Below are 22,504 nucleotides of genomic sequence, written 5' to 3'. Positions count from 1 at the left end.
ATCTCCTCAAAGCTTGGGTGAAAGTGGGGCGATCGCCGCGAAACGCAGCCAGTCCTTGCGTGCCTTCGGTGTCCATGCGGCTTCGGCGATCGCGCTGAGGCGCGGGAAGACCAGATGGTTGAAATAGGCGCGCGAGATGAAGTTCTCGGTCCAGATGCAGGCCTGGATGCCGCGCAGCCGTCCCTTCAGGTCTTCCGGAAACTCGCCTTCCGCCTCATAAGCGTAGCTGTGCGCCGGCGGCACCGTTCCCGCCCAGCTGGCGCCGGGCTCCTGCCATTCCTCGGCCTGCACCATGTCGAGATAATAGGCCTGGCCGGGCGTCATGACTACGTCGTAGCCTTCGCGTGCAAGCTCTATCCCCACCTCCGGGTTTTGCCACGCCATCAGCAGCGTTCCATCGGCGCTGACGCCGCCGCCATGCGCGACCTCGTTCCAGCCGGCAAGCTTGCGCCCGCGGGCGTCGAGCATCGCCTTCACCCGCTTCATGAAATGCGATTGCAGCTCGAAGGTCCCGGCAAGGCCTTCCTTGTCCATCAGGGCACGGGCGAGCGGCGATTTCAGCCACGAGCCGTCGGCAACCTCGTCGCCGCCGATGTGGATATATTCGGACGGGAAGAGCGCGACCATTTCATCGAAGACCTTGCCGAGGAAATCATAGGTCGCCTCGATCGCCGGGTTGAGCGCGTTGTTCGGATAGCCTTGAACGGAGCGGTAGCTGTCGGGGGCCTCCTGGCCGTCGGTCAGGTCCGGATAGGTGATGAGGACTGCCGTGCAATGGCCGGGAATGTCGACTTCCGGCACCGTCTCGATATGGAGCGAGGCGGCATGGGCGACGATCGCGCTGACCTCTTCCTGGCTGTAGAAGCCATGGCGCGGTTCGGCTCCGTCGCCGAGCTGCGGGATCAGCGGTTCGTCCGGGCCGCGGCGCGCGCCGGTGTCGGTCAGTGCGGGATAGGCCTTGATCTCCAGGCGCCACGCCTCGTCGTCGGTCAGGTGCCAATGGAAGATGTTGAGCTTGTGCCAGGCGAGAAGATCGATGAAGCGCAGGACGTCGGTGGCCGGTATGAATTGGCGGGAGACGTCCAGATGGCAGCCGCGCCAGCCATAGCGCGGGCTGTCGGAAATCCGGCCGGACTTCGGGAAGCGGAAGCCGCTGCCGCCGGGCCGCGCGCCGTGGAGCAGCTGCGCAAGGCTGGTCAGGCCGTATTGCCGGCCGGCAGCGCCGCCATAGACGAGCTTGATGCCGCCGGGTTCGAATGCGATCTCGCAGGCCTCCTGAGCAAGCGCGGACGTTTCGGCAAATTCGACTGCAATGCCGCCATCGACCGCGACGAGCGAGAAGGGCAGGTGATCGACCGGGAAAAGCCGCTGATAGAGCCCCTGGATCGCTGCCATGGCAGCAACGTCGGCGCCAGCAGTGCCCGCTGCCGGAAACAGCGCGACGGGCACCTCGGTTCCGGGTTCCAGCGTGCTTTCGCGCGGCCAGGGCAGAAGCGAGAAGGGCTCGTCCGCCTTGCCTTCGGGCAGAAGGCGGGGCGGCGTCCGGCTTTCCGCGCCCTTGAGCATCAGGTCACCGATCGCCACGGCCAGATGACGGTTATCGACCGTCGTGACATAGGCGGATTTCGCGCCGTCCGTGACATGCTTTGCCGGGCGCGTCAGCCCCTCGACCGTGAAAGACCAGATTGCTCCGGGCGCGAGCGAAAGACCTTCCGGCGGCGCGTACTCGTGATAATTGGCGACCTTCCTGGTGAGACGGGCATTTTCGCAGACGTGCTTTTCAGCCGTCCGGGTCAGCGACGTGTACGAGAGACGAAAGCCGGTCAGGGCTTCTTCGGACAGATTAACCAGCGAGAAATGGAATTTGCCGGAGGTGCCGGCAACGGGTTCCCAGGCAGCTTCTAGGCGAAATAGCGGAATGGTCATGATGGGGGCTCTTTTATCGGGAGGTTTTGAACATCAGTAATCGGCAGACTGGCTGAAGGTTGCCGCCAGTTCCGCCTGGCCGGCCGTCAGGCCACAGTCGACCGGCAGGCAGACGCCGGTGATCGATCGGGCGGCCGGACCGGCGAGGAATCGCACGGCGCTCGCCACGTCTTCCGGCGGCACGACGCGTTGCAGCGGATACCAGCGGCGCGCCTCCTCGAAGACGTTCGGATTGGCCGCCGCGCGCGCTTCCCAGGCCTGGGTGCGCACGGTGCCGGGCGCCACCGCATTGGCGCGGATGCCGAACTTGCCGTACTCGACGGCGATCAGCCGGGTGAGGTGGATCATGCCGGCCTTGGCGGCGCTGTAGGCCGGATGGCCGAAGACGTTGAGGCCGTTGACGGAGGCGATGTTGACGACCGAGCCCTGCGACTGCTTCAGCGCGCTTTCGAACGCCTTGAAGCAATGAAAGCAGCCGTCGAGGTTGAGCGCCATGTCGCGGCGCCAGTTGTCTCCCGTCGTGCTCTGCAGGGAGATGTCTCGGGCAGCACCGGCATTGTTGACGAGTGTAGCGACCGGCCCGAGCCCCGAGGCGAAGGCCGCCAGCGCTTCCGTCGACTGCGGGTCGGTGATGTCGCAGGCAAACGGTTCGAAGCGGGTACGGTCATCCGAGAGGCTGGCTGCGGCCGCTGCCGCCGCCGAAGCGTCGATATCGGCGAGCACGATCGCCTCATGGTCACCGGCAAGGGCGCGGGCGATCGCCCGTCCGATGTCCCCGGCCGCTCCCGTCACCACTGCAACGCTCGTCGCCATGTCGTTTCGTCTCCGATATTGCTCTAGTCGCCGAGAAGCTGGCGGTCGTCCTCGTCGCGGAACGTCACCAGCTGCTGCTTGATGCGCCGGAGCGTCGCCGTCGCCTGGTTCTTGATCTTGTGGGCCGCCACATTGGCAAGGACGTCGGTCATCGCGAGATAGGCGATACGCGTCGAGGTCGGGCGGAAGATGTCGACGCCTTCGGCAAGGTCGATCGTCAGGGCCAGGCCCGCAGCTCTCGACACCGGACTGTCGCTCTGCGTCAATGCGATGGTGAAGATGCCGTATTCCCGCGCTTGTTCAAGGATGCGCACGAGTTCCCGGTTGCGGCCCGAGAAGGACGAACCGACGATGACATCCTGCGTGGTGGCGGCGGCCGTCATCATCAGCATCATCTGGTGGTCGTTGCAGGCCGTCACGTTGATGCCGAGCCGGAAGAGACGGTTCTGCATTTCGTTGGCGACCATGGAGGAGTTGCCGCCGGACCCGAAGGCATAGATCATCCGCCCCTCGGCAATCCGCGTTGCCGCCGCCTCGACTTTTTCGAGGTCGATCGACCGGTGCAGGGCGTAAAGCGCCGACTGCGCCTTGGTGATGACGTTCTCGGCGATGTCCTGCGGCGAGGTCGCCCGGGTGGTCGGATTGAGGTAGCGCGTGCCGACAAAGGCCGTCTGGGCCAGCCGCACCTTGAACTCGGAGAAGCTCTGGCATTCGAGCCGCCGGCAGAAGCGCGTCACCGTCGGCGGCGAGACGTCGGCCCGTTCGGCAAGCTCGATGATCGAGGCGTTGACCGCAAAATCGAAATCCGAAAACAGGATGTCGGCGATGCGGCGCTCCGATTGGGAGAGGGCCTCTTTCTCCTGCTGCAGCCGAGTGAGAATGTCCATGAGGTCCCCCGCTTACCGTTGGTCTAGGCCTGGCGGGCCTTGTAGGCCACGCAGTCGATTTCGACCTTGCAGTCGACCATCATCCGCGACTGCACACAAGCGCGCGCCGGCGGATGTTCGCCGAAATAGCCTTCATAGATCTTGTTGAAGCTCCAGAAATCCCGCGGGTCGTCCAGCCACACGCCGACCCTAACGACATGCTCGAGCCCGTATCCGGCTTCCTCCAGAATGGCGATGACATTCTGGATGGTCTTGTGCGTCTGTGTGACGATGTTGCCTTCGATGATTTCGCCGTCTTCCATGGCAACCTGGCCGGAAACATAAAGCCAGCCGTCCGCTTCGACGGCACGCGCAAACGGCAGTCGCTGCCCGCCCGCGCCCTTCTTTTCCGCTCCATATCGCTTGATCGTCATGTGACCCTCATTATGCAAATTATTTTCTTATTTCGTTGACAATTGACCAGATAAGGCGGAAATTTGCCAGACAAAATTGCAATTCATGAAAAGAATTTAAATGCGCGACCCGTTCAAGAACCCTTTCGACGCTTCAGACAAGGCGCGCAGCGCCATTTGGGAGATGCTTGTTCCGCGCGATATCGATGCCTTCCTGGCGGCTGACTGGAGCATGGTCGCGAACGATTTCGTCGAGGATGGCTTCATCGGCATCGACGGCGGCAAGACGGAGAGCCCGGACGACTGGCGGCTCGCCTTTCCGACCCTCGGGCACTACCGCGACGAGTGGCTGCGCCAGGCGCAATCCTTCCAGAAGGAGAGCTTTGCCGAGGACCCGCGCACCGCGATCTTCACCACCACGACACTGGAAGACATCGAGATCAACGGCGACATGGCGCTGGTGCGCAAGAAGTTCGACGGCTCGATCTTGAAGGCCGATGGCGAGCGAGACATCATGAAGTGGCAGACGCTCTATTATTGCAGGCTGCATGAGGGACGCTGGAAGATTTCCGGTTTCACCGGCTACCTGCCCAATCCGATGGGTGGGAAATAAGCCGCAATCATGCCGGGGAGGCCTTCATCCTTGCGTTTCTTTACCGCTGCTCTTGCGACCGAAACCAATACGTTCTCGCCGATCTGCATCGACCGGCGCGCCTTTGAAGCCTCGCTCTACGCGCCGCCGGGAATGCATCCGGCGACACCGACGCTCTGTTCCTCGCCGATCACGGTCGGCCGGCGTCTTGCGCGCGAGCACGGGTTTGAACTGATCGAGGGAACGGCCACCTGGGCCGATCCGGCAGGCCTCATCAACCGCGAGACCTATGAGGGGCTGCGCGACGAGATCCTCGAGCAATTGCGTGCGGCACTGCCGGTCGATGGCGTCGTCCTCGGCCTGCACGGCGCCATGGTCGCCGACGGCTACGACGATCCGGAAGGCGATTTCCTGTCGCGTATACGCGAGATGGTCGGTCCCGACGTGCTCGTCTGCGCCGAACTGGACCCGCATTCCCATCTGACCCGCAAGCGTGTCGAGGCCGCGGACTTCTTCGTCGCCTTCAAGGAATTCCCCCATACCGATTTCGTCGATCGCGCCATCGACCTCTGGCAGATCGCGATCGATACGGTTGAGCGCCGGGTGACGCCGCGCATGTCGGTCTTCGACTGCCGGATGATCGACGTCTTCCCGACCTCGCGCGAGCCGATGCGTTCCTTCGTCGACCGCATGATGGACATGGAGAGCGCCGATCCGGATATCCTGTCGCTCTCCGTCATTCACGGCTTCATGGCCGGCGACGTGCCGGAAATGGGGACCAAGGTGATCGCCGTCACCAACGGCAAGCCGGAAAAGGGAGACGAGATCGCCCGCGATCTGGGAATGGAGCTTTTCAGCCTTCGCGGCACCTTCATGATGCCCCAGCTGGATGAGAGGGGGGCCGTCGACGAGGCGCTGAAGTCAGCCGAAGGGCCGGTCGTCATCGCCGACGTCTGGGACAATCCCGGCGGCGGCACGGCGGGCGATTCCACAGTACTTTTGGAAGAGCTTCTGTCCCGCGGCGTCACGGGCGCCGCCTTCGGCACGATCTGGGACCCGATCGCCGTGCAGATCTGCATGGCGGCAGGCGAGGGGGCGGAAATCCCCTTGCGCTTCGGCGCCAAGTCCGCGCCCGGCACCGGCAATCCGGTCGATGCGCGGGTGACGGTCGTCAAGCTGTTGCGCAATGCCGAGATGCGCTTCGGCGAAAGCTATGCGCCCTTCGGCGATGCGGCGCATATCCGCTTTGCCGGCATCGACGTGATCCTCAACTCGACCCGCGCGCAAAGCTTCGACCCGAGCCTGTTCGAGGTCATGGGCATCGATCCGCGGGCGCAGCGGATTCTGGTCATAAAGTCGACGAACCACTTCTATTCGTCCTTCTCCAAGATCGCCTCGAAAATCATTTACTGCGCGGCCGGGACGCCCTATCCCAACAACCCGGCCAGGACGCCCTATCGCAAGGCGCGCAGGACCATCTGGCCGATGGTCGAAAATCCCTACGCAGAAAAGGATGTGGTCGCTTAAATGAACCCCTTCGAACTGAAGCCCGGCATGGCTCTTGCAGGCTTGTCGACCCCCGTTCCGGTCATCGATGAGACCGTTCTCGCCAGCAACATCGCCCGCGTTCAGTCCTACATGGACGAGCATGGCCTGGCCTTCCGTCCGCACATCAAGACCCACAAGATCCCGGCACTGGCCAAGGCGCAGACGGATGCCGGCGCGCGCGGCATCAACTGCCAGAAGGTCACGGAGGCCGAAGTCTTCGCCGATGCCGGCTTCGACGACATCCTGATCACCTTCAACATTCTCGGCACCGAGAAGCTTGCCCGTCTGGTCGCACTCAACGATCGCGTCGCAAGCCTCAAGGTCGTGGCCGACAACGGGATCACTGTGGCGGCACTCTCGCGGGCGTTCGCCAATGGCAAACCGCTGACGGTGCTCGTCGAATGCGACACCGGCGGCGGTCGCTGCGGCGTGCAGACGCCGGAGGATGCGCTGGCGCTGGCAAGGCAGATCGTCGGATCGATGGGGCTGACGTTCGGCGGGCTCCTGACCTATCCCAAGGCATCCAGTGAAGAGGCGGTCGAGCGCTGGTTTTCCAAGGCCCTGGCGCTGCTGGGCGACGCCGGCATCAACTGTCCGGTGGTCAGCAGTGGCGGCACGCCGAGCCTGTTTTCCGCTCACCTGGTGCCGTCGGCGACCGAGCATCGTGCCGGTACATATATCTACAATGACCGGTCGATGGTGCGCGCCGGCCATTGCGATTACCGCGACTGCGCCATGCATATCCTGGCGACCGTCGTCTCCCGCCCGACGCCCGACCGCGCGGTGATCGATGCGGGGTCGAAGGCGCTGACCTCCGACCTGCTGGGTTTTGCCGATTACGGCTACCTGCCGGATTATCCGCAGGCCGTCATCACGGGCCTGTCGGAGGAGCACGGCGTCATCGATCTTTCGAAGGTTTCCGGCGAACGGCCGGCGATCGGCGATCGGGTCCGCATCATTCCCAACCACACCTGCGTGGTCTCGAACTTGTTTGATGAGATGGTGTTCCACCGCGACGGCCAGGTCACCCGTATCGAGAAGATCGCCGCCCGGGGATTGGTCTGGTAGGGAGCCCTCGGGCTCCCTGCCGTCATCAGTGCGTCATCGTCAGGAGTTGCGGGTCGATCGCCGTCAGTGCGACCTGGCGTTCGAACGCGCTGCCGTCCTCGTCGAAGAGGTGGCAGTCCGACGCGAAGAAGCCGCTTTCGACCGGTGCCTCGGATGCAAACGAGGCGAGGCCGTCGAACAGACCACAATAGTTTTCCGTCTCGCCGAAGGGCAGGATGAAATAGGCGACGGTGTGGGCGCCGAGCCGTTCGACAACGGTCGGGACCGCCGAGATCTTCATGTCGCCCTGGCCCATCTTGATGTGTTCGGGGCGGATGCCGAGCGTCAGTGTCTTGCCGACCGGGTTGCCGTGCGGCTTGACCGGAACCGTGATGGACTGGCCCTCGTAGGACACCGTGATGCCGTCCGGTCCGGAGGCCGTGCAGCTGACCGGCAGCATGTTCATCTTCGGATTGCCGATGAAGCCAGCGACGAACAGGTTCTGCGGCCTGTGGTAAAGCTCCAGCGGCGCGCCGTACTGGGCGATGTCGCCGCCATTCAGCACCACGATCCGGTCGGCCATGGTCATGGCTTCGACCTGGTCGTGGGTGACGTAGACCATCGTCGCCTTCAGGCGCTTGTGCAGCTTGGTGAGTTCGATGCGCATTTCGCCGCGCAGCGCGGCGTCGAGGTTCGAGAGCGGTTCGTCGAACAGGAAGATCTTCGGTTCGCGCACGATCGCCCGGCCGATGGCCACGCGCTGGCGCTGGCCGCCGGACAGCATGCCCGGCTTCTGCTGCAGGCGTTCTTCGAGCTGCAGCACGCGCGCGGCCTCGTGAACCTTCTCCTTAAGTTGTTGCTCGGGCATCTTCTCGACCCGCAGCGGGAAAGCGATGTTCTCGAAGACGGTCATGTGTGGATAAAGCGCGTAGGACTGGAACACCATGGCGATGCCGCGCTTGACGGGCGGCAGGTCGTTGACACGGTTGCCGGCGATGTGAATGTCGCCGTCGGAGATTTCCTCAAGCCCGGCGATCATCCTCAAAAGCGTGGACTTGCCGCATCCGGACGGGCCGACGAAGACCACGAATTCGCCTTCGCGGATTTCGAGATCGATGTCCTTGATGACGTCGTAAGTGCCGTAATTCTTGCGAATTTTGGTGAGGTTAAGCTGTCCCAAAACGCCAACTCCTGTCGTCCGGTTCATGCGGACGTATGATATGCGATCGGTTGAAGAATACCGGAAATGCCTGGCGTTGAGAAATGCGCCGCATGCCGGGGGTGAAAAAAGAGCGGCCCACCGTTCCAGGAAGGAAAGGCGGGCCGCAGGCTGGGATTACTTGTAGTCTTCGATCTCGGTGGCAGCCTTCTTGATCGCATCCTCAGGCTTGGCCTGCTTGGTGACGACCGACTGCACCATGTCGATCATGGCGTTCTGGAATGCCTTGTAGTCGGTGAAAAGCGGCTCCGGACCACCGTTGGAGATACCGTCGAGGAACGGCTTCCAGGTCGGGTCGGCTTTGACCATTTCTTCCACACCCGGAACCGGACGCAGCGGCGTCAGGCCATGGGTCTTTTCATAGAAGAACTGGTGTTCCGGGTTGGTCAGCCACTTGGCAAGGTCGGCTGCCTTGTCTTCGTAGCCGGTGCCCTTGAAGACGGCGAGGCTGTCGGTGATCAGCAGCGTGCCGGGGCCCTTGGCCTCGGGGCCGAGCGGCAGCGGAGCCACACCCCACTTCAGGTCCTTGTTGACGCGCACGCGCACCCACGGACCCTGCTCGATCATTGCCACCTTGGCATCGTTGAACAGCGGCGTCAGTTCGTCCTGCTCGTAAGCGGTCGGACCTTCTTCCGAAACGTCCGTCATCTTGCCGTACCAGGTCAGCGCCTCGATGTTCTCGGGGCTGTCGAGGGTGATCTTGCCTTCGTCGTCGATGACCGTGCCGTTATTGGTGTAAACCCAGTGCAGGAACTGGTGCATCGTGTTGTCGAAGGTCTTGGCGGTCAGACCATATCCGGCGGTGCCGGTCTTTTCCTTGATGGTCTTGGCCATGTCGTAGAGTTCCTGCCAGGTCTTCGGCGGGGTTTCCGGGTCGAGGCCGGCCTTTTCGAACAGGTCCTTGTTCCAGTAGAGCGCCTTGGTGGAGAAGGCGACCGGAACGCCCCACTGCTGGCCATCGAAGGTCACGGTGGAAACGATGTGCGGATAGTAGGAAGCCTTTTCCTCGTCCGTCATCGGTACGGGAACGATCAGGTCGCTTTCGGACAGCTGCTTCAATGTGCGCGAGCCGACATAGGCGAGGCCGACCGGCGTGCCGGCGGCGGCAAGCGTGGTGATCTTGTCCTGGCACTGCGCCCAGCCGACGATTTCGACGGAGACCTTGTAGCCCGGGTTCTTGGCTTCCCATTCCTTGATGAAGCCGTCATAGCCTTCGGCGAGCTTGTCGCCGCACTGGATCATGGAGACGGTCGTGTCTTCTGCGGCCGCCAGCTGCGTGGAGGCGAGAAGCGCCACGGCTGCTGCGCCAAGGATATTTCGGGTCATGCTCATTGTCTGGGTTCCCTTCTATTGTTTGCCCGTTCGGCAAGGCGCCGGGTTGACGTCAGTCACTCCCTTCCCGGGGCCTTGCCCTAATCCGCACACAGCTTTCTCGATGCCGTCCACGAAATCTGTTGTCATGTCTTCACGGCTCCCGCCGTCATGCCGGCCACCAGGTAGCGCTGCAGGAAGATGAAGACGATGAAGACCGGCAGAATGCCGAGGAAGCAGGCGGCCATGAGCTCGTTCCAGATGACTTCCTGGCGTCCGAAGAAGGCGTAGAGGCCGACGGACAGCGGCATGTATTCGGTCTTGGAATTAAACGTCAGCGCAAAGATGAACTGCTGCGCGTAGATGGTGAGGAAAGAGTGGATCGCGACAACCGCGATGCCAGGCAAGGCGAGCGGAATGATGACGCGCCGGAAGGTGTAGAGGCGCGATGCGCCGTCGACGAGTGCTGCCTCTTCCAGTTCCCTCGGAATGCGCAGCATGTAGGTGCGCAAAAGCCAGATGCCGGTCGGAATGACGAAGGCGACGCCCGGCACGATCATGGCGAAATAGGTGTTGAGCATCCCGAATGTGCGCATCAGGCGGAACAGCGGGATGAGCAGCACGGCGCCGGAGAACATGTTGACTGCCAGGAAGCCGCCCATCAGCGGTCCGCGTCCCTTGAACTCGAACCGGGCAAAGGCATAGGAGGCCGGCACGATCAGGAACAGCGAGATGATCATGCCGACGCCGGCGATGAAGATCGAGTTGACGATGTAGCGGCCAAGCAGCGGCACGCGCTCCCACATGGTGTGATAGGCCTCCAGCGAGGCGTCGTCCGGCCAGAAGCGGTAGGGCGAGGAGAAGAGGTGCGACAGCGGCTTCAGCGAGACGAAGAAGCCTTCCACGAAGGGCGCCAGCACGAAGCTGAGGAACAGGAGGATGCCGGCATAGATGCCGATCTTCTCGTACCAGGTGTAGCGGTTGATCAGCGCGCTCGAGCTCATCGTGCGGCCTCCCCGGAAAAGCGGTTGACCATGCGGAAATAGAGCCAGCAGAACAGCGACAGGAAGATGGTGATGAGCACGGCGCGCGCCGCACCTTCGCCGAACTTGTAGGCACCGATGGCCGTGCGATAGGTATCGATGATCATCGTCGTCGTCTGGCCGCTCGGCCCGCCCTGGGTCAGGATCCAGATGATGTCGAAGGAATTGAAGGTGGAGATCAGCGAGATCATCGACATGGTGATCATGGCCGGAACGATCAGCGGCAGGGTGATGCGGCGGAAGCGGTAGAAGCGGCCGGCACCGTCGGTCCAGGCGGCCTCATAGAGGTCGGTGGGGATCGATTGGATGGCCGCCAGCAGATAGATCGTCACGAAGGGAACGCCGATCCACACGTCGGTGACGATCGTCGCCCAGAAGGCGGTCGGTCCGGTCGAAAGGATGGGGAAGGGCCCGTCGAGGAAGCCGAAGCGCTGCAGCAGGCCGGAAATCATCCCGAACTGGCCGTTGTACATCCATCCCCACATGAAGATGCCGATGGCCATGGGCACGATCCATGGCGGCATGGTCAGCAGGCGAAACAGCGTGCGACCCGGCACGGCCGCGTTCAGCAGGACTGCGGCGCATGTGCCGATGATCATCTTGAAGAGGACGGAGAAGAAGGTCCACACGAAGGTCCGGACGATGATGTCCGAGAAGCCGCGGCGAAAGATCTTGGTGAAGTTCTCGAAGCCGACCCAGTCATAGGTCCGTTTGAGGGAGGCGTCGGTGAAGGAGAGCTTGATGGTATCGATCAGCGGATAGGCGACGATGATGAGGACATAGATCAGCGCCGGGAGCAAAAGCATCCAGGCGAAGAGCACCGCACTTCGTCTTGTCGTCATTCCCTGCATTCAAGCTCCCCTTTATTGTTTTGTGCTTGATTATGCGGCCTGTGCCTGGAGTGCGGCGTCGAACCGCGCCCATATGGGCCTCATGTCGATCACCGATCGCGTCCGTCGGGCCTCGTCCATGGCCATTGCCAACACCCCGGCTTCCATGGCGTTGAGGGCCGAGACCGGCAGCGGCGTGCCGTTCTTCATGTGATCGAGAATGTCTTCGGCCATCTGCTCGTCGGCGCCGTAGTGCTGCGAGAGCGCGGTGCGCGTATTGTAGCGCTCCTCGATGACCTTCTTGCCGGTATGCGCGTCGTGGACGTCGACATAGCCGCGGATGAAGTCGCCTTCCGCCATGCCCTTCGAGCCGATGACGCAGAAGCGGCGAAACTGGTCCGGAACGTTGAGATTGGTGTGGAAGGTCATCGCCACGCCGTTCTCGTATTCGACGATCGCGGTCTGGAAGTCGATGATGTCGGCATCGCTGTCGAACACCTTGTCCGAGCCCATCCAGCCGCTCGGCTTGCGGTGATAGACTTCCATGTCGTTGGTACCCTGATTGGCGGGCGAGTTCTGCGGAATGAAGCTCTTGCGGCCGCCGAAGCTCGCGACCCGCTCCGGCCGGCAGCCGACCACGCCGTTGTAGAGGTCGAGGTCGTGGCAGCATTTCTCCAGCATGAAGCCGCCGGCATAACGCTCGTAGCGGCGCCAGTCGCGCATGAAGAAGGCGCCGTGATAGGGCTCGATATGCTCGGAGGCCTCGATCGAGACGACTTCGCCGAGCAGGCCTTCCGCCTGTGCGGCGCGCAGCTTCTTGTAATGCGGGGAGTAGCGCAGCACGAGGCCGACCATCAGGCGGTCGTGGCCGTACTTGGCAAGCAGGTGGGCAAGCTCGTAGGTCTGTTCGAGCGTCGTGACGATCGGCTTTTCGGAGAACACCTTGCAACCAGCTTCGAGGCCGATGCGGATATGCTCGAGATGCATGTGGTTCGGCGAGCCGATCATCAGCAAGTCGAAGGTCTCGTTGGCGATCAGTTCCTGTGGCGTCTCATAGACGTTGCCGGGCGAAATGCCATGCTCGTTCAGGGTCGTCATGCCGGCCGGCGCCGGGTCGACATAGCCGGCGATCTGGAAATCCTTGTCCAGGGCATTGAACACATAACTCAGATATCCGAGACGGTAGCCGAGACCGATGATACCTACTCTCATTGATGGGACCCTTTACGATACGTCGTGTTTTCGTAATTTATTTTCTTAGGCTGTGACAAATTTTCGTCCTAGTCAATCGAATTTCGGGCCGAAACGCGAAGTCTATGAAATTCATTTTCAAATTCGTCAGGTTGGTTGATTTTTTATCCGACAGTTATTGAATTTTTTCAAGCCCCTTCAGCAACCCGCCGCAGAAGGCCGGTGTTGCGCCGGAAAGAGGGGATTCGACACGCCTAAATTTTGCGATTATATAAATGACCAGTCAGTTATTTATTCTCCGGAGAAGGTCCCTATGCTGCAACCGCCGAAGTTCCGCCGCAGGCCGACCGCGCGCCCGGACGAGGTCCTTGATGCGGCTCTTGATCTCTTCATCGAGCGCGGCTTTGCCATGACCCGTGTGGAGGATATCGCCGAGCGCGCCGGCATATCCAAGGGGGCGGTCTATCTCTACTTCCCCAACAAGGAAGCGCTGATCGAGGCGATCGTGAAGCGGGCCTTGGTCCCCGTCGCCGAGAACGTCGCGCAGGTGGCCGAAAACCTCACCGGCGATCCGGCCGAAGACATCGTCCGGATGATCCATCTCGTGGGCCGGCGTCTTGGTGACCAGCGAACCGCCGCCGTTCCGCGGCTCATCCTGTCGGAAGCCAAGCTCTTTCCAGACCTTGCCGCGATGTATCGCCGGGAAGTGCTCGACCGCGGCCTGGGGGCAGCGAAAGTCATCCTCGAACGGGGCATGCAGTCGGGACGCTTCCGCCGAATTGATCCTGATCATGCTGTGCGCGCCGTCGTCGGTCCATTGATTGCAAACCTCATCCTCTACCAGGTGTTCGGGCTGGGAAGCGCCGAAGCCGAGGCACAGGAAAGTTTCATGCGGTCGCACATAGACATCCTGATGAACGGACTGCTGCGGGAGAAAGACGATGAATGACGTGCAATCCTGGCTCGGGGCAGCATTCACCGGCCTGCTGAGCCTCTTCTCACCCACCCAGCCCGACGGCTTCTCCGGTTATGTTGAGGCGGACTACACCTATGTCGCGCCGCTCGTCTCCGGTCGCCTGGAACATGTCCATGTGAAGGAAGGCGAGACCGTTGCAGCCGGCACGCCGCTGTTCGATCTCGACGACACCGCGGCGGCAAGCGCGGTGGCTCAGGCCAAGGCGGAGGCCGATGCTGCGGCGGCCGAGCAGCGAAATCTGGAGACCGGCGCGCGCGAGGCGGATCTGGAGGTTATCCGTCAGAACCTGCAGCAGGCGCAGCTGACGCTGCAGCAGGCGACGGCGGATGCCTCCCGCATCCGCGCGCTGGCGGTGCGCGGCGTCGCCACCTCCGCCGATCGCGACAAGGCCGACACCGCCCTGCAGCAGGCGGCGGCCGAGGTCCGGCAGCTGAATGCCCAGCTTGCATCGGCGGAGCTGCCGGCCCGGCCGGAGCAGATTGCCGCCGCGAAGGCGAAGGCCGAGGCCGCCGGACAGGCGCTCGTGCAGGCGCAAACCGCGCTCGGCTATTATCACGTCGTCGCACCCGTCGAGGGCAGGGTCGACCGGCAGTTTCTCAAGGTCGGTGAAGTGTCCGGCCCGTCTTCGCCCGTTCTGTCGATCGTTCGGACGGGGGACCTCAAGCTGCGCTTCTTCGTGCCCGAAGCCGAACGGTCCCATTTCGCTATCGGCGCCCGGGTCGTGGCCGAATGCGACGGTTGCGACGGCGAGGTCGCGGCGGTGGTGACCTACCAGGCATCCGAGCCCGAATTCACGCCGCCGCTGATCTACAGCCGTGATGAGCGCGGCCGGCTGGTCTTCATGACCGAGGCCCGTCTGGATGAAGGGGGCTTCCGCCCACCTGTCGGCCAACCGGTGATGGTTCGTGCCGCGGATGGTTCAAGCCGATGAGCAGCGGCGAACAGGAGCGCGAGACGGTCATCGACGTGACCGGCCTGACGAAGGTCTTCGGCGCCAAGACGGTGGTCGACGATTTCGACATTCGTGTTCCGCGTGGCGCCATCTACGGTTTCCTCGGTCCGAACGGCAGCGGCAAGACGACGACGATCCGCATGCTCTGCGGCCTGCTGACGCCGGATGCCGGTTCGGGCACCTGCCTCGGCATGGACATCCGAACCGACAGCAACCGGATCAAGGAGCGGGTCGGCTACATGACCCAGAAATTCTCGCTCTATGAGGACCTGTCGATCCGCGAAAATCTCGATTTCATCGCTCGCATGTACCGGCTGGATCGAAGGCGCGAGCGCGTCGAGCAGGCGCTCGAGGATCTTGGGCTGCGCAACCGCGCCCATCAGCTCGCCGGCGAGCTTTCCGGCGGCTGGAAGCAGCGCCTGGCGCTCGCCGCCTGCATGCTGCACGAACCGGACCTGCTGCTCCTCGACGAACCGACCGCCGGCGTCGATCCCAAGGCGCGCCGCGAATTCTGGGACGAGATCCGCCGCCTGTCGCGCCGCGGCGTCACCGTGCTGGTGTCCACCCATTACATGGACGAGGCGGTGCAATGCGAGTTCATCGCCTACATCGCCTATGGCCGCAAGCTGATCGACGGACGCACCAGCGACATTCCGGACCAGGTCGGCCTCGAGACCTGGAATGTCGAGGGCCCGAACCTCACCACTCTTGAAGACGATTTGCGGGGTCAGCCGGGCGTCGACCAGGTGACCCGCTTCGGTACCGCGCTGCACGCCTCCGGCACGGATCACGAGGCGCTTGCAAAGACGGCCGAGACGTTGCGTGCGAAAGACAAGTCGCGCCAATGGACACGGCACAAGGCCGGGCTGGAGGATATCTTCATCCACCTGATGTCGAGGTCCAAGGACAATTTCGGCGGCCGGGAGTCGGAGGCATGATGTCCGGTCTTTCCTTCAGCCGTTTCCTCGCGGTCCTGGTCAAGGAATTCATCCAGATGCGGCGCGACCGGGTCACCTTCGCCATGATGGTGGCGCTGCCGATCGTCCAGCTGCTGCTCTTCGGCTACGCCATCAACACCGACCCGCGCCATCTGCCGACCCTCGTCGATATCCGCGACAGCGGGCCGCTGACGCGCGCGCTGATGGCGGGCCTCGACAATTCCACCTATTTCGATATTCGCGGCGCGGTTTCCGGAGAAAGGCAGGCCGACGAGGCGTTTGCTGCCGGCAGGGCGACCTTCATCATCGTCGTCCCCGGCGATTTCGAACGCGATGTCGTGCGCGGCGAGAAGCCGGCGGTGCTGCTTGCCGCCGACGCCTCCGATCCGACGGCGACCGGCGGCGCGGTCGGCGCCCTGAACGGCATCATCGAGGCGGCACTCACCGACAGCCTGCCGGGCGCGCTCAAGCACCTTGCGCCGCAGGCGCCGCCCTACGACATCGTCGTGCACAAGCATTTCAATCCGGCCGGCGTCACCGCCTTCAACATCGTCCCCGGCCTGCTGGCGATCATCATCTCCATGACGATGATCATGATCACCGCGGTCGCCATCGTGCGCGAGACCGAGCGCGGGACGATGGAGACGCTGATCTCGACCCCGGTACGGCCCGCCGAGGTGATGCTCGGCAAGATCCTGCCCTACGTGCTGGTCGGCTACGTGCAGACGGTGGTTTTCCTGTTGATCGCGCTCATCCTTTTCGCCGTTCCCTTCGAAGGCAGCGGCTGGGCCTTCCTCGCCGGGCTCAACCTGTTCATCGTCGTCAACCTGGCACTCGGATTCCTGTTCTCCACGGTCGCCAGGAACCAGATGCAGGCGATGCAGATGTCCTTCTTCTTCATCCTGCCGTCGGTCCTGCTGTCGGGTTTCATGTTCCCCTTCGCCGGCATGCCCGCCTGGGCGCAGGTGGTCGGAAGCGTCATTCCGGCCACCCACTTCGTCCGCATCGTCCGCAAGGTGATGCTGAAAGGCGCCGGCATGACCGACATAGTGCCGGACATGACGGCGCTCGGCCTGATCATGGTGGTGATCACGGTTATCGCCATGCTGCGCTACCGCCAGACGCTCGACTGACGTCGACGGCTTCGCGGCCGGCATCCCGGCGCAAAGACTTGACCGTGATCAAGTTCCCTCTGCAACGCCTATGCAATATTCTTCATGTCGGAGATCACGGCGACGAAGAGGAGGCCGGATATGACAGACGCACATCAGATCGTGTGCCCGTCCTGCGCGGGCATCAACCGGTTGCGGACCGACCGCGATCCGCTGACGGCAAAATGCGGGACGTGTGGGTCGCTTCTGTTTTCGGGGCATCCGATCGAGGTGAATGGAGCGCGTTTCAGCCGGCAGATCGAGAAGAGCACGGTCCCGGTGGTCGTTGACGTCTGGGCGCCCTGGTGCGGACCGTGCCGGTCGATGGCGCCGGCCTTCGAGGCGGCGGCCAAGAGGCTGGAGCCGAAGGTCCGGTTCCTGAAGCTCAATTCGGACGATGAGCAGGAAACCGCCGGCCGGCTGTCGATCCGGGGCATTCCGACCATGCTGCTCTACAGAAACGGCCGCGAGGTGGCGCGGGTGTCGGGCGCCATGGGCGAACGGCAGATCGTCGACTGGCTGACGTCAAGCCTCGCAGGTCACTGAATCGGCATCCCGAGATCAGGGGAGGAGCACAGACAGAAGGGCCCTTGAAAACCCGGTCAAACAAAAATATATGAATTTCACTATATATTATGGAGGTTCAGATGAACGTTGATCGTGCAGTTCTCGGCTTTGCCGGTTTCATGGTGCTCTTGTCTCTGGCGCTGACCTACGCCGTCAGTCCCTATTTTGTCTGGCTGACCGTCTTTGTCGGCGCCAACATGCTGCAATCGGCCTTCACGGGCTTCTGCCCGGCGGCCATGATCTTGAAGAAGCTCGGCATCAGGCCGGGTAACGCATTCTGATGAAAGCAGGGGATACCGAAATGGGGTGGAAAGCCTTCGTCTTGTCGGGCGCCCTGGCGCTTGGCCTCGCTGGCGGCGCGGTTGATGCCGCAGCCGAGACACTGCGCCTGGAGCCGGCCAGGATGACCGAGTGGAAGGCTGTCTACGGACGGGTGGAGGCGCGCGACAGCGTTCCCGCCCGCGCCCGTCTCGGCGGTACCATCATCGAGCTGAACGTGACCGAAGGCGATACCGTTAAGGCCGGTGACGTGTTGGCCGTGGTCAAGGATGACAAGATCGATTTCCAGGTCGCGGCCATCAATGCCCAGCTTTCGGGCCTGCAGGCATCGCTTGCCAATGCACAGAGCGAACTGAAGCGCGGCGAGCAATTGTTGAAGAGCGGCGTGACGACGACGCAGAGGCTGGACCAGTTGCGCACCCAGGTCGACGTCATCACCAACCAGATCGGCGCGGCCGAAGCAGAGCGCGCCGTCATCGAGGAGCAGGCAAAGGAAGGTCAGGTGCTGGCGCCGGTCGACGGCAAGGTTCTGGCCGTACCGGTCACCCGCGGCGCCGTGGCGCTGGCGGGCGAAACCGTCGCCACGGTCGGCGGCGGCGGCTTCTTCCTGCGGCTCGCCATCCCGGAGCGGCATGCGGCCACCCTGAAGCAGGGCGCCGGAATAGAGATCGACGGTGTCGACGGCACCAGCGCGACCGAAGGCCGGCTCGCCAAGATCTATCCCGAAATCGACAATGGCAGGGTGATCGCCGATGTCGAGGTCGCCGACCTGCCGACCGCCTTCGTCAACGCCCGCGTGCTGGTCCGCCTGCCCGTCGGCAGCCATGACGCACTGCTCGTGCCGAAGGCCGCCGTCGTCAACCGGTTCGGGATCGACTATGTCTCGGTGACGGCCGGCGACATCACCTCGGAACGCGCCGTCGTGACCGGCCAGACGATCTCGGACAATGGCAAGGACATGGTCGAGATCCTGACAGGCCTTCAAGCCGGCGAAGAGGTTCAGCTGCCATGAAGCACGGCCTTGGAATTGCCGGCGGCCTGACGAAGACCTTTATCTCGTCGCCGCTGACGCCGCTCTTTCTGCTTGCCGCCTTCGCGCTTGGCCTCATCGCCCTGATGACGCTCCCGCGCGAAGAAGAGCCGCAGATTTCCGTCCCCATGATCGATATCCTCGTCAAGGCCGAGGGGCTGAAGGCGGAGGATGCCGCCAAGCTCGTCACCGAGCCGCTGGAGACGATCGTCAAGGGCATCAACGGCGTTGAACACGTCTATTCGGAGACCAGCGACGATCAGGTCATGGTCACGGTGCGCTTCCTCGTCGGCACCTCCGCCGATGCGGCGGTTCTGCGTGTCCACGACAAGATCATGGCCAATATGGACCGCATTCCGGTCGGCATTCCCGAGCCGATGATCGTCGGCCGCACCATCGACGATGTGGCGATCATGGCGCTGACGCTGACGCCATCCGAAGACAAGGGCGCCGGCGTCACGGCGAATGACCTGACCCGCATTGCCAGCGAATTGCGCATGCAGCTGTCGACCATCGAGAATGTCGGCCTGACCTATCTGGTTGGCGAGACGGGCGACGCCATCCGCATCGCGCCGATCCCGGAAAAGCTCGCGCTCTACGGCGTCACGTTGCAGCAATTGACCGGCAAGGTGACCGCGGCCAACCGGTCCTTTTCCACCGGCCTCGTGCGCGACGGCGGCAAGCAGATCGACGTCGTCGCCGGCGAGACGCTGCGCTCCCCGGCCGAAATCGGCAATCTCCTGCTGACGACCCGCGACAACCGGCCGGTCTATGTGCGCGACGTCGCCGATGTCTCCTTCGTCACCGATACCGCAGACACGCACGTGTCTTCCGTCACCCGCGGCAAGGACGGCGAGCCGGTGCGCGTTCCCGCCGTCACCCTGGCCATCGCCAAGCGCGCCGGCGCCAACGCCGTCGTCGTTTCCGAGGAAATCCTCGCCAAGGTCGATGAACTCAAGGGCAAGTTGCTGCCGGACTCCGTATCGGTCGAGGTCACGCGAAACTACGGCGAGACGGCAAACGAGAAGGCCAACGAGCTTCTCTTCCATCTCGGGCTGGCGACGCTGTCGATCATCGCTCTGGTCTGGATCGCCATCGGCCGCCGCGAGGCGATGGTGGTGGCGATCGTCATTCCGGTGACGATCCTCTTGACGCTCTTTGCCGCCAACCTGATGGGCTACACGCTGAACCGCGTCTCTCTCTTCGCGCTCATCTTCTCGATCGGCATTTTGGTCGACGACGCCATCGTCGTCATCGAGAACATCGCCCGCCACTGGGGCATGGGCGGCAGCGACCGGCGGCAATCGGCAATCGAGGCCGTCGCCGAGGTCGGCAATCCGACGATCGTCGCGACCCTGACCGTGGTCGCCGCCCTTCTGCCGATGATGTTCGTTTCCGGCATGATGGGCCCCTATATGAGCCCGATCCCGGCGAACGCCTCGGCAGCGATGATCTTTTCCTTCTTCGTCGCCGTCATGGTCACCCCGTGGCTGATGCTGAAGATCGCCGGCAAGGCGGAATTGCATGCCGATACCGATCATAGTAGCGGCGGCCGTCTGGGCCGCGCCTATGCGGCCGTGGCACGCCCGATCCTCAAGACCAAGACCCGCAGCTGGATCTTCCTCCTCGCCGTCGGCGTGGCGACGCTCGGCTCTCTGACGCTGTTCTATACGAAGGACGTGACCGTCAAGCTCCTGCCTTTCGACAACAAGTCGGAGCTGCAGGTGACGGTGGACCTGCCGGAAGGCTCGTCCGTCGAGGATACCGATGCGGTCGTCCAGGCGGTTGCGCGTGTGGCGCTGGCGGAGCCTGAAGTCATCTCCATGCAGACGCATGCCGGAACCGCAGCACCCTTCAATTTCAACGGGCTGGTGCGCCACGCCTATCTGCGCTCCAACCCCGACATGGGCGACGTGCAGATCAACCTGACGCCGAAGAGTGATCGCGACCGCTCGAGCCATGAGATCGCCATCGACCTGCGCGATCGGCTGAAGGCCATCGATGTGCCGGAGGGTACCTCGCTGAAGGTCGTCGAGCCGCCGCCGGGACCGCCCGTCATGGCGACACTTCTTGCCGAAATCTACGGTCCGGATGCCGAGACCCGCCGCGCCGTGGCGCTCAAGGTCGAGGAAGCCTTCAAATCGGTGCCCTTCATCGTCGATGTCGACAATTCCTTCGGCACGCCGGCGCCGCGGCTGCGCGCGACGATTTCCACCGACGACCTCGATTTCTACGGTGTGTCGGAAAGCGATGTCTTCGATACGCTGAAGGCGTTGAACGGCGACACGGTCGTCGGCTATTCGCACCGTGGCGGCGGACGTGCGCCGATCCCGATCGAGATTGCCCGGCCAAAGGGGGCCAGGGTGCTTGACGAACGGTTCCTGTCGACGCCGGTTCCGGCCAATGTCCTGCCCGGCTCGCGCGCCGTCGTCGAACTCGGCGACGTCGTGAAGATCACCCGTGAACAGACGTCCTATCCGCTGTTCCGTCACAATGGCCGCTTCGCCGAAATGGTGACCGCCGAGCTTGCCGGCCAGTACGAAGCACCGCTCTACGGCATGCTGGCCGTCCAGGATGCGATCGACAGCATGGACTGGACGGGTCTGCAGAAGCCGGTGATCTCGCTGCATGGCCAGCCGACCGACGAGAGCCACCCGACGCTGTTGTGGGATGGCGAATGGGAGGTGACCTGGGTAACCTTCCGCGACATGGGCGCGGCCTTCATGGTGGCCCTGATCGGGATTTACATCCTCGTCGTCGCCCAGTTCGGTTCGTTCAAGGTGCCGCTCGTCATCCTGACACCGATCCCGCTGACCTTCATCGGCATTCTAGGCGGCCACTGGATCTTCCACGCGCCGTTCACCGCGACCTCGATGATCGGCTTCATCGCGCTTGCCGGCATCATTGTCCGCAATTCGATCCTGCTCGTCGATTTCATCCGCCATGCCGGCTCCGAAGACCGGCCATTGACCGAGGTCCTGATCGAGGCCGGCTCGATCCGCTTCAAGCCGATCCTCTTGACGGCGCTTGCCGCCATGATCGGCGCGGTGGTGATCCTGACGGACCCGATCTTCCAGGGCCTGGCGATCTCGCTGCTGTTCGGTCTGGCGTCGTCGACGCTGCTCACCGTCCTCGTCATCCCAGCCATCTACCGGGTACTGAGGACCTGAGGCGGATCAATCAGGTGAGACGGTGGCCGGCCTAGATCGCGGCCGGCGAAAGCGGTGCCGCCAATCCGGTGCCCGGCGCTCCACGCGCCGAGCAGCCGACAGGCGGATGCAGTCGCAACAGGACGGCCAGCGCTTCGTTGCCGTTAACGAGATCGGCCAGCGTGACGCGGTCCAGCGAAGCGTAGAAGGCAGAGACAGCATCGCCGATGGCGTTTCTCAGCCAGCAGGCTTCGACGAGCGGACAGGTGTTCGACGGGCTGAAGCATTCGGCAAAGGGCAGGTCGGCCTCGAACAGCCGGAAGACGGCGCCGATGCCGATCTCCTCCGGTCGCCTGGCGAGCTGCATGCCGCCATTGCGCCCGCGCGTCGCGTCCAGAAGGTCGTGCTGCGCCAGAAGCCGCACCACCTGGCCGAGATGATTTTCCGACGCGTTGCAGGCCAGGGCGATATCCGACTTTCGGACGATCGCCTCCCGGTTCACCGCACAGTACATCAGTGTCCTGATGGCAAGATTGGTCCTTGTCGTCAGCCGCATGTCAGATTTTCCCCACCACTAAGTCCGTGTTTTACAGGGCCGTGGCAATTTGGGGTTTGATCGAGATCATGGCTGCCCGTAGCGTGGTCATAAAAGATGCATCCAGA

The 22,504-nt window shown here is 63.1% G+C and carries 21 protein-coding genes; 11 read left to right on the top strand and 10 right to left on the bottom strand.

The window, feature by feature from the left end; all coding sequences use genetic code 11:
- Window positions 1–6: 6 nt before the first annotated feature.
- Genes ACU5AY_RS15860 through ACU5AY_RS15845 form a run of 4 tightly spaced genes read right to left on the bottom strand, consistent with a single transcriptional unit; the run spans window position 7 to window position 4,039 of the window.
- Entirely contained in the window at window positions 7–1,926 is a 1,920-nt protein-coding gene (locus ACU5AY_RS15860; RefSeq protein WP_446826922.1) for a beta-N-acetylhexosaminidase, read from the bottom strand.
- Window positions 1,927–1,959: 33 nt separating this feature from the next.
- Complete coding sequence (locus ACU5AY_RS15855; RefSeq protein WP_446826921.1) at window positions 1,960–2,739, bottom strand: SDR family oxidoreductase; 780 nt, start codon at window positions 2,737–2,739, stop codon at window positions 1,960–1,962.
- A gap of 23 nt (window positions 2,740–2,762) precedes the next feature.
- On the bottom strand, window positions 2,763–3,626 hold the full coding sequence (locus tag ACU5AY_RS15850) for a MurR/RpiR family transcriptional regulator (protein ID WP_446826920.1): 864 nt from the start codon (window positions 3,624–3,626) through the stop codon (window positions 2,763–2,765).
- Window positions 3,627–3,649: 23 nt separating this feature from the next.
- Window positions 3,650–4,039: a RidA family protein gene (locus ACU5AY_RS15845; protein ID WP_446825643.1), complete on the bottom strand. Its 390-nt coding sequence runs from the start codon at window positions 4,037–4,039 to the stop codon at window positions 3,650–3,652.
- Window positions 4,040–4,139: 100 nt separating this feature from the next.
- Between ACU5AY_RS15845 and ACU5AY_RS15840 the strand changes: the two genes are divergently transcribed.
- The 3 genes from ACU5AY_RS15840 to ACU5AY_RS15830 are packed head-to-tail and all read left to right on the top strand — an operon-like array spanning window position 4,140 to window position 7,226.
- The gene (locus ACU5AY_RS15840) at window positions 4,140–4,631 is read left to right on the top strand and encodes a hypothetical protein (protein ID WP_446826919.1); all 492 of its coding nucleotides are present in this window, start codon (window positions 4,140–4,142) and stop codon (window positions 4,629–4,631) included.
- Between the two features lie 30 nt (window positions 4,632–4,661).
- Complete coding sequence (locus ACU5AY_RS15835) at window positions 4,662–6,137, top strand: M81 family metallopeptidase (protein WP_446826918.1); 1,476 nt, start codon at window positions 4,662–4,664, stop codon at window positions 6,135–6,137.
- Window positions 6,138–7,226, top strand: a complete 1,089-nt coding sequence (locus ACU5AY_RS15830; RefSeq protein WP_446826917.1) for a D-TA family PLP-dependent enzyme — start codon at window positions 6,138–6,140, stop codon at window positions 7,224–7,226.
- A 25-nt stretch (window positions 7,227–7,251) separates the two neighbouring features.
- Here the strand turns inward: ACU5AY_RS15830 and ACU5AY_RS15825 are convergent, their stop codons facing one another.
- The 5 genes from ACU5AY_RS15825 to ACU5AY_RS15805 form a co-directional block, all read right to left on the bottom strand.
- Window positions 7,252–8,385, bottom strand: coding sequence for an ABC transporter ATP-binding protein (locus tag ACU5AY_RS15825; protein ID WP_446826916.1), 1,134 nt, complete (start codon window positions 8,383–8,385; stop codon window positions 7,252–7,254).
- Window positions 8,386–8,541: 156 nt separating this feature from the next.
- A complete protein-coding gene (locus tag ACU5AY_RS15820) occupies window positions 8,542–9,756 on the bottom strand; it encodes an ABC transporter substrate-binding protein (RefSeq protein ID WP_446826915.1) in 1,215 nt (404 codons plus the stop codon).
- A gap of 125 nt (window positions 9,757–9,881) precedes the next feature.
- Window positions 9,882–10,739 (bottom strand): carbohydrate ABC transporter permease, encoded by an 858-nt coding sequence (locus ACU5AY_RS15815; protein WP_446825637.1) that lies wholly within the window; start codon window positions 10,737–10,739, stop codon window positions 9,882–9,884.
- Window positions 10,736–11,620, bottom strand: coding sequence for a carbohydrate ABC transporter permease (locus ACU5AY_RS15810; RefSeq protein WP_446825636.1), 885 nt, complete (start codon window positions 11,618–11,620; stop codon window positions 10,736–10,738). Before ACU5AY_RS15810 ends, ACU5AY_RS15815 begins: the two co-directional genes overlap by 4 nt.
- A 39-nt stretch (window positions 11,621–11,659) precedes the next feature.
- A complete protein-coding gene (locus ACU5AY_RS15805; RefSeq protein ID WP_446826914.1) occupies window positions 11,660–12,820 on the bottom strand; it encodes a Gfo/Idh/MocA family protein in 1,161 nt (386 codons plus the stop codon).
- Between the two features lie 292 nt (window positions 12,821–13,112).
- On the opposite strand from ACU5AY_RS15805, the gene ACU5AY_RS15800 reads away from it, so the two are divergent.
- The 8 genes from ACU5AY_RS15800 to ACU5AY_RS15765 all read left to right on the top strand — a co-directional run bounded on the left by ACU5AY_RS15800 (window position 13,113) and on the right by ACU5AY_RS15765 (window position 21,862).
- Entirely contained in the window at window positions 13,113–13,748 is a 636-nt protein-coding gene (locus ACU5AY_RS15800) for a TetR/AcrR family transcriptional regulator (RefSeq protein ID WP_446826913.1), read from the top strand.
- Complete coding sequence (locus tag ACU5AY_RS15795; protein ID WP_446826912.1) at window positions 13,741–14,706, top strand: HlyD family secretion protein; 966 nt, start codon at window positions 13,741–13,743, stop codon at window positions 14,704–14,706. The genes ACU5AY_RS15800 and ACU5AY_RS15795 overlap by 8 nt, the downstream gene beginning before the upstream one ends.
- Window positions 14,703–15,665, top strand: coding sequence for an ABC transporter ATP-binding protein (locus tag ACU5AY_RS15790; protein WP_446826911.1), 963 nt, complete (start codon window positions 14,703–14,705; stop codon window positions 15,663–15,665). The genes ACU5AY_RS15795 and ACU5AY_RS15790 overlap by 4 nt, the downstream gene beginning before the upstream one ends.
- Window positions 15,662–16,798, top strand: coding sequence for an ABC transporter permease (locus ACU5AY_RS15785; RefSeq protein WP_446826910.1), 1,137 nt, complete (start codon window positions 15,662–15,664; stop codon window positions 16,796–16,798). The genes ACU5AY_RS15790 and ACU5AY_RS15785 overlap by 4 nt, the downstream gene beginning before the upstream one ends.
- 120 nt (window positions 16,799–16,918) lie before the next feature.
- On the top strand, window positions 16,919–17,362 hold the full coding sequence (trxC, locus tag ACU5AY_RS15780; RefSeq protein WP_446826909.1) for a thioredoxin TrxC: 444 nt from the start codon (window positions 16,919–16,921) through the stop codon (window positions 17,360–17,362).
- A 101-nt stretch (window positions 17,363–17,463) separates the two neighbouring features.
- Window positions 17,464–17,664, top strand: a complete 201-nt coding sequence (locus ACU5AY_RS15775) for a YgaP family membrane protein (protein ID WP_446825629.1) — start codon at window positions 17,464–17,466, stop codon at window positions 17,662–17,664.
- A gap of 20 nt (window positions 17,665–17,684) precedes the next feature.
- Entirely contained in the window at window positions 17,685–18,674 is a 990-nt protein-coding gene (locus ACU5AY_RS15770) for an efflux RND transporter periplasmic adaptor subunit (protein ID WP_446825628.1), read from the top strand.
- A complete protein-coding gene (locus ACU5AY_RS15765; RefSeq protein WP_446826908.1) occupies window positions 18,671–21,862 on the top strand; it encodes an efflux RND transporter permease subunit in 3,192 nt (1,063 codons plus the stop codon). Before ACU5AY_RS15770 ends, ACU5AY_RS15765 begins: the two co-directional genes overlap by 4 nt.
- A gap of 31 nt (window positions 21,863–21,893) precedes the next feature.
- On the opposite strand, the gene ACU5AY_RS15760 is transcribed toward ACU5AY_RS15765, so the two are convergent.
- Window positions 21,894–22,397: an RrF2 family transcriptional regulator gene (locus ACU5AY_RS15760; protein WP_446826907.1), complete on the bottom strand. Its 504-nt coding sequence runs from the start codon at window positions 22,395–22,397 to the stop codon at window positions 21,894–21,896.
- Window positions 22,398–22,504 lie beyond the last annotated feature (107 nt).

Source organism: Rhizobium sp. PAMB 3174 (assembly GCF_052908375.1).
Note: the sequence above shows the minus strand (reverse complement) of the source record. Positions and strands in the feature narration are given on the sequence as shown.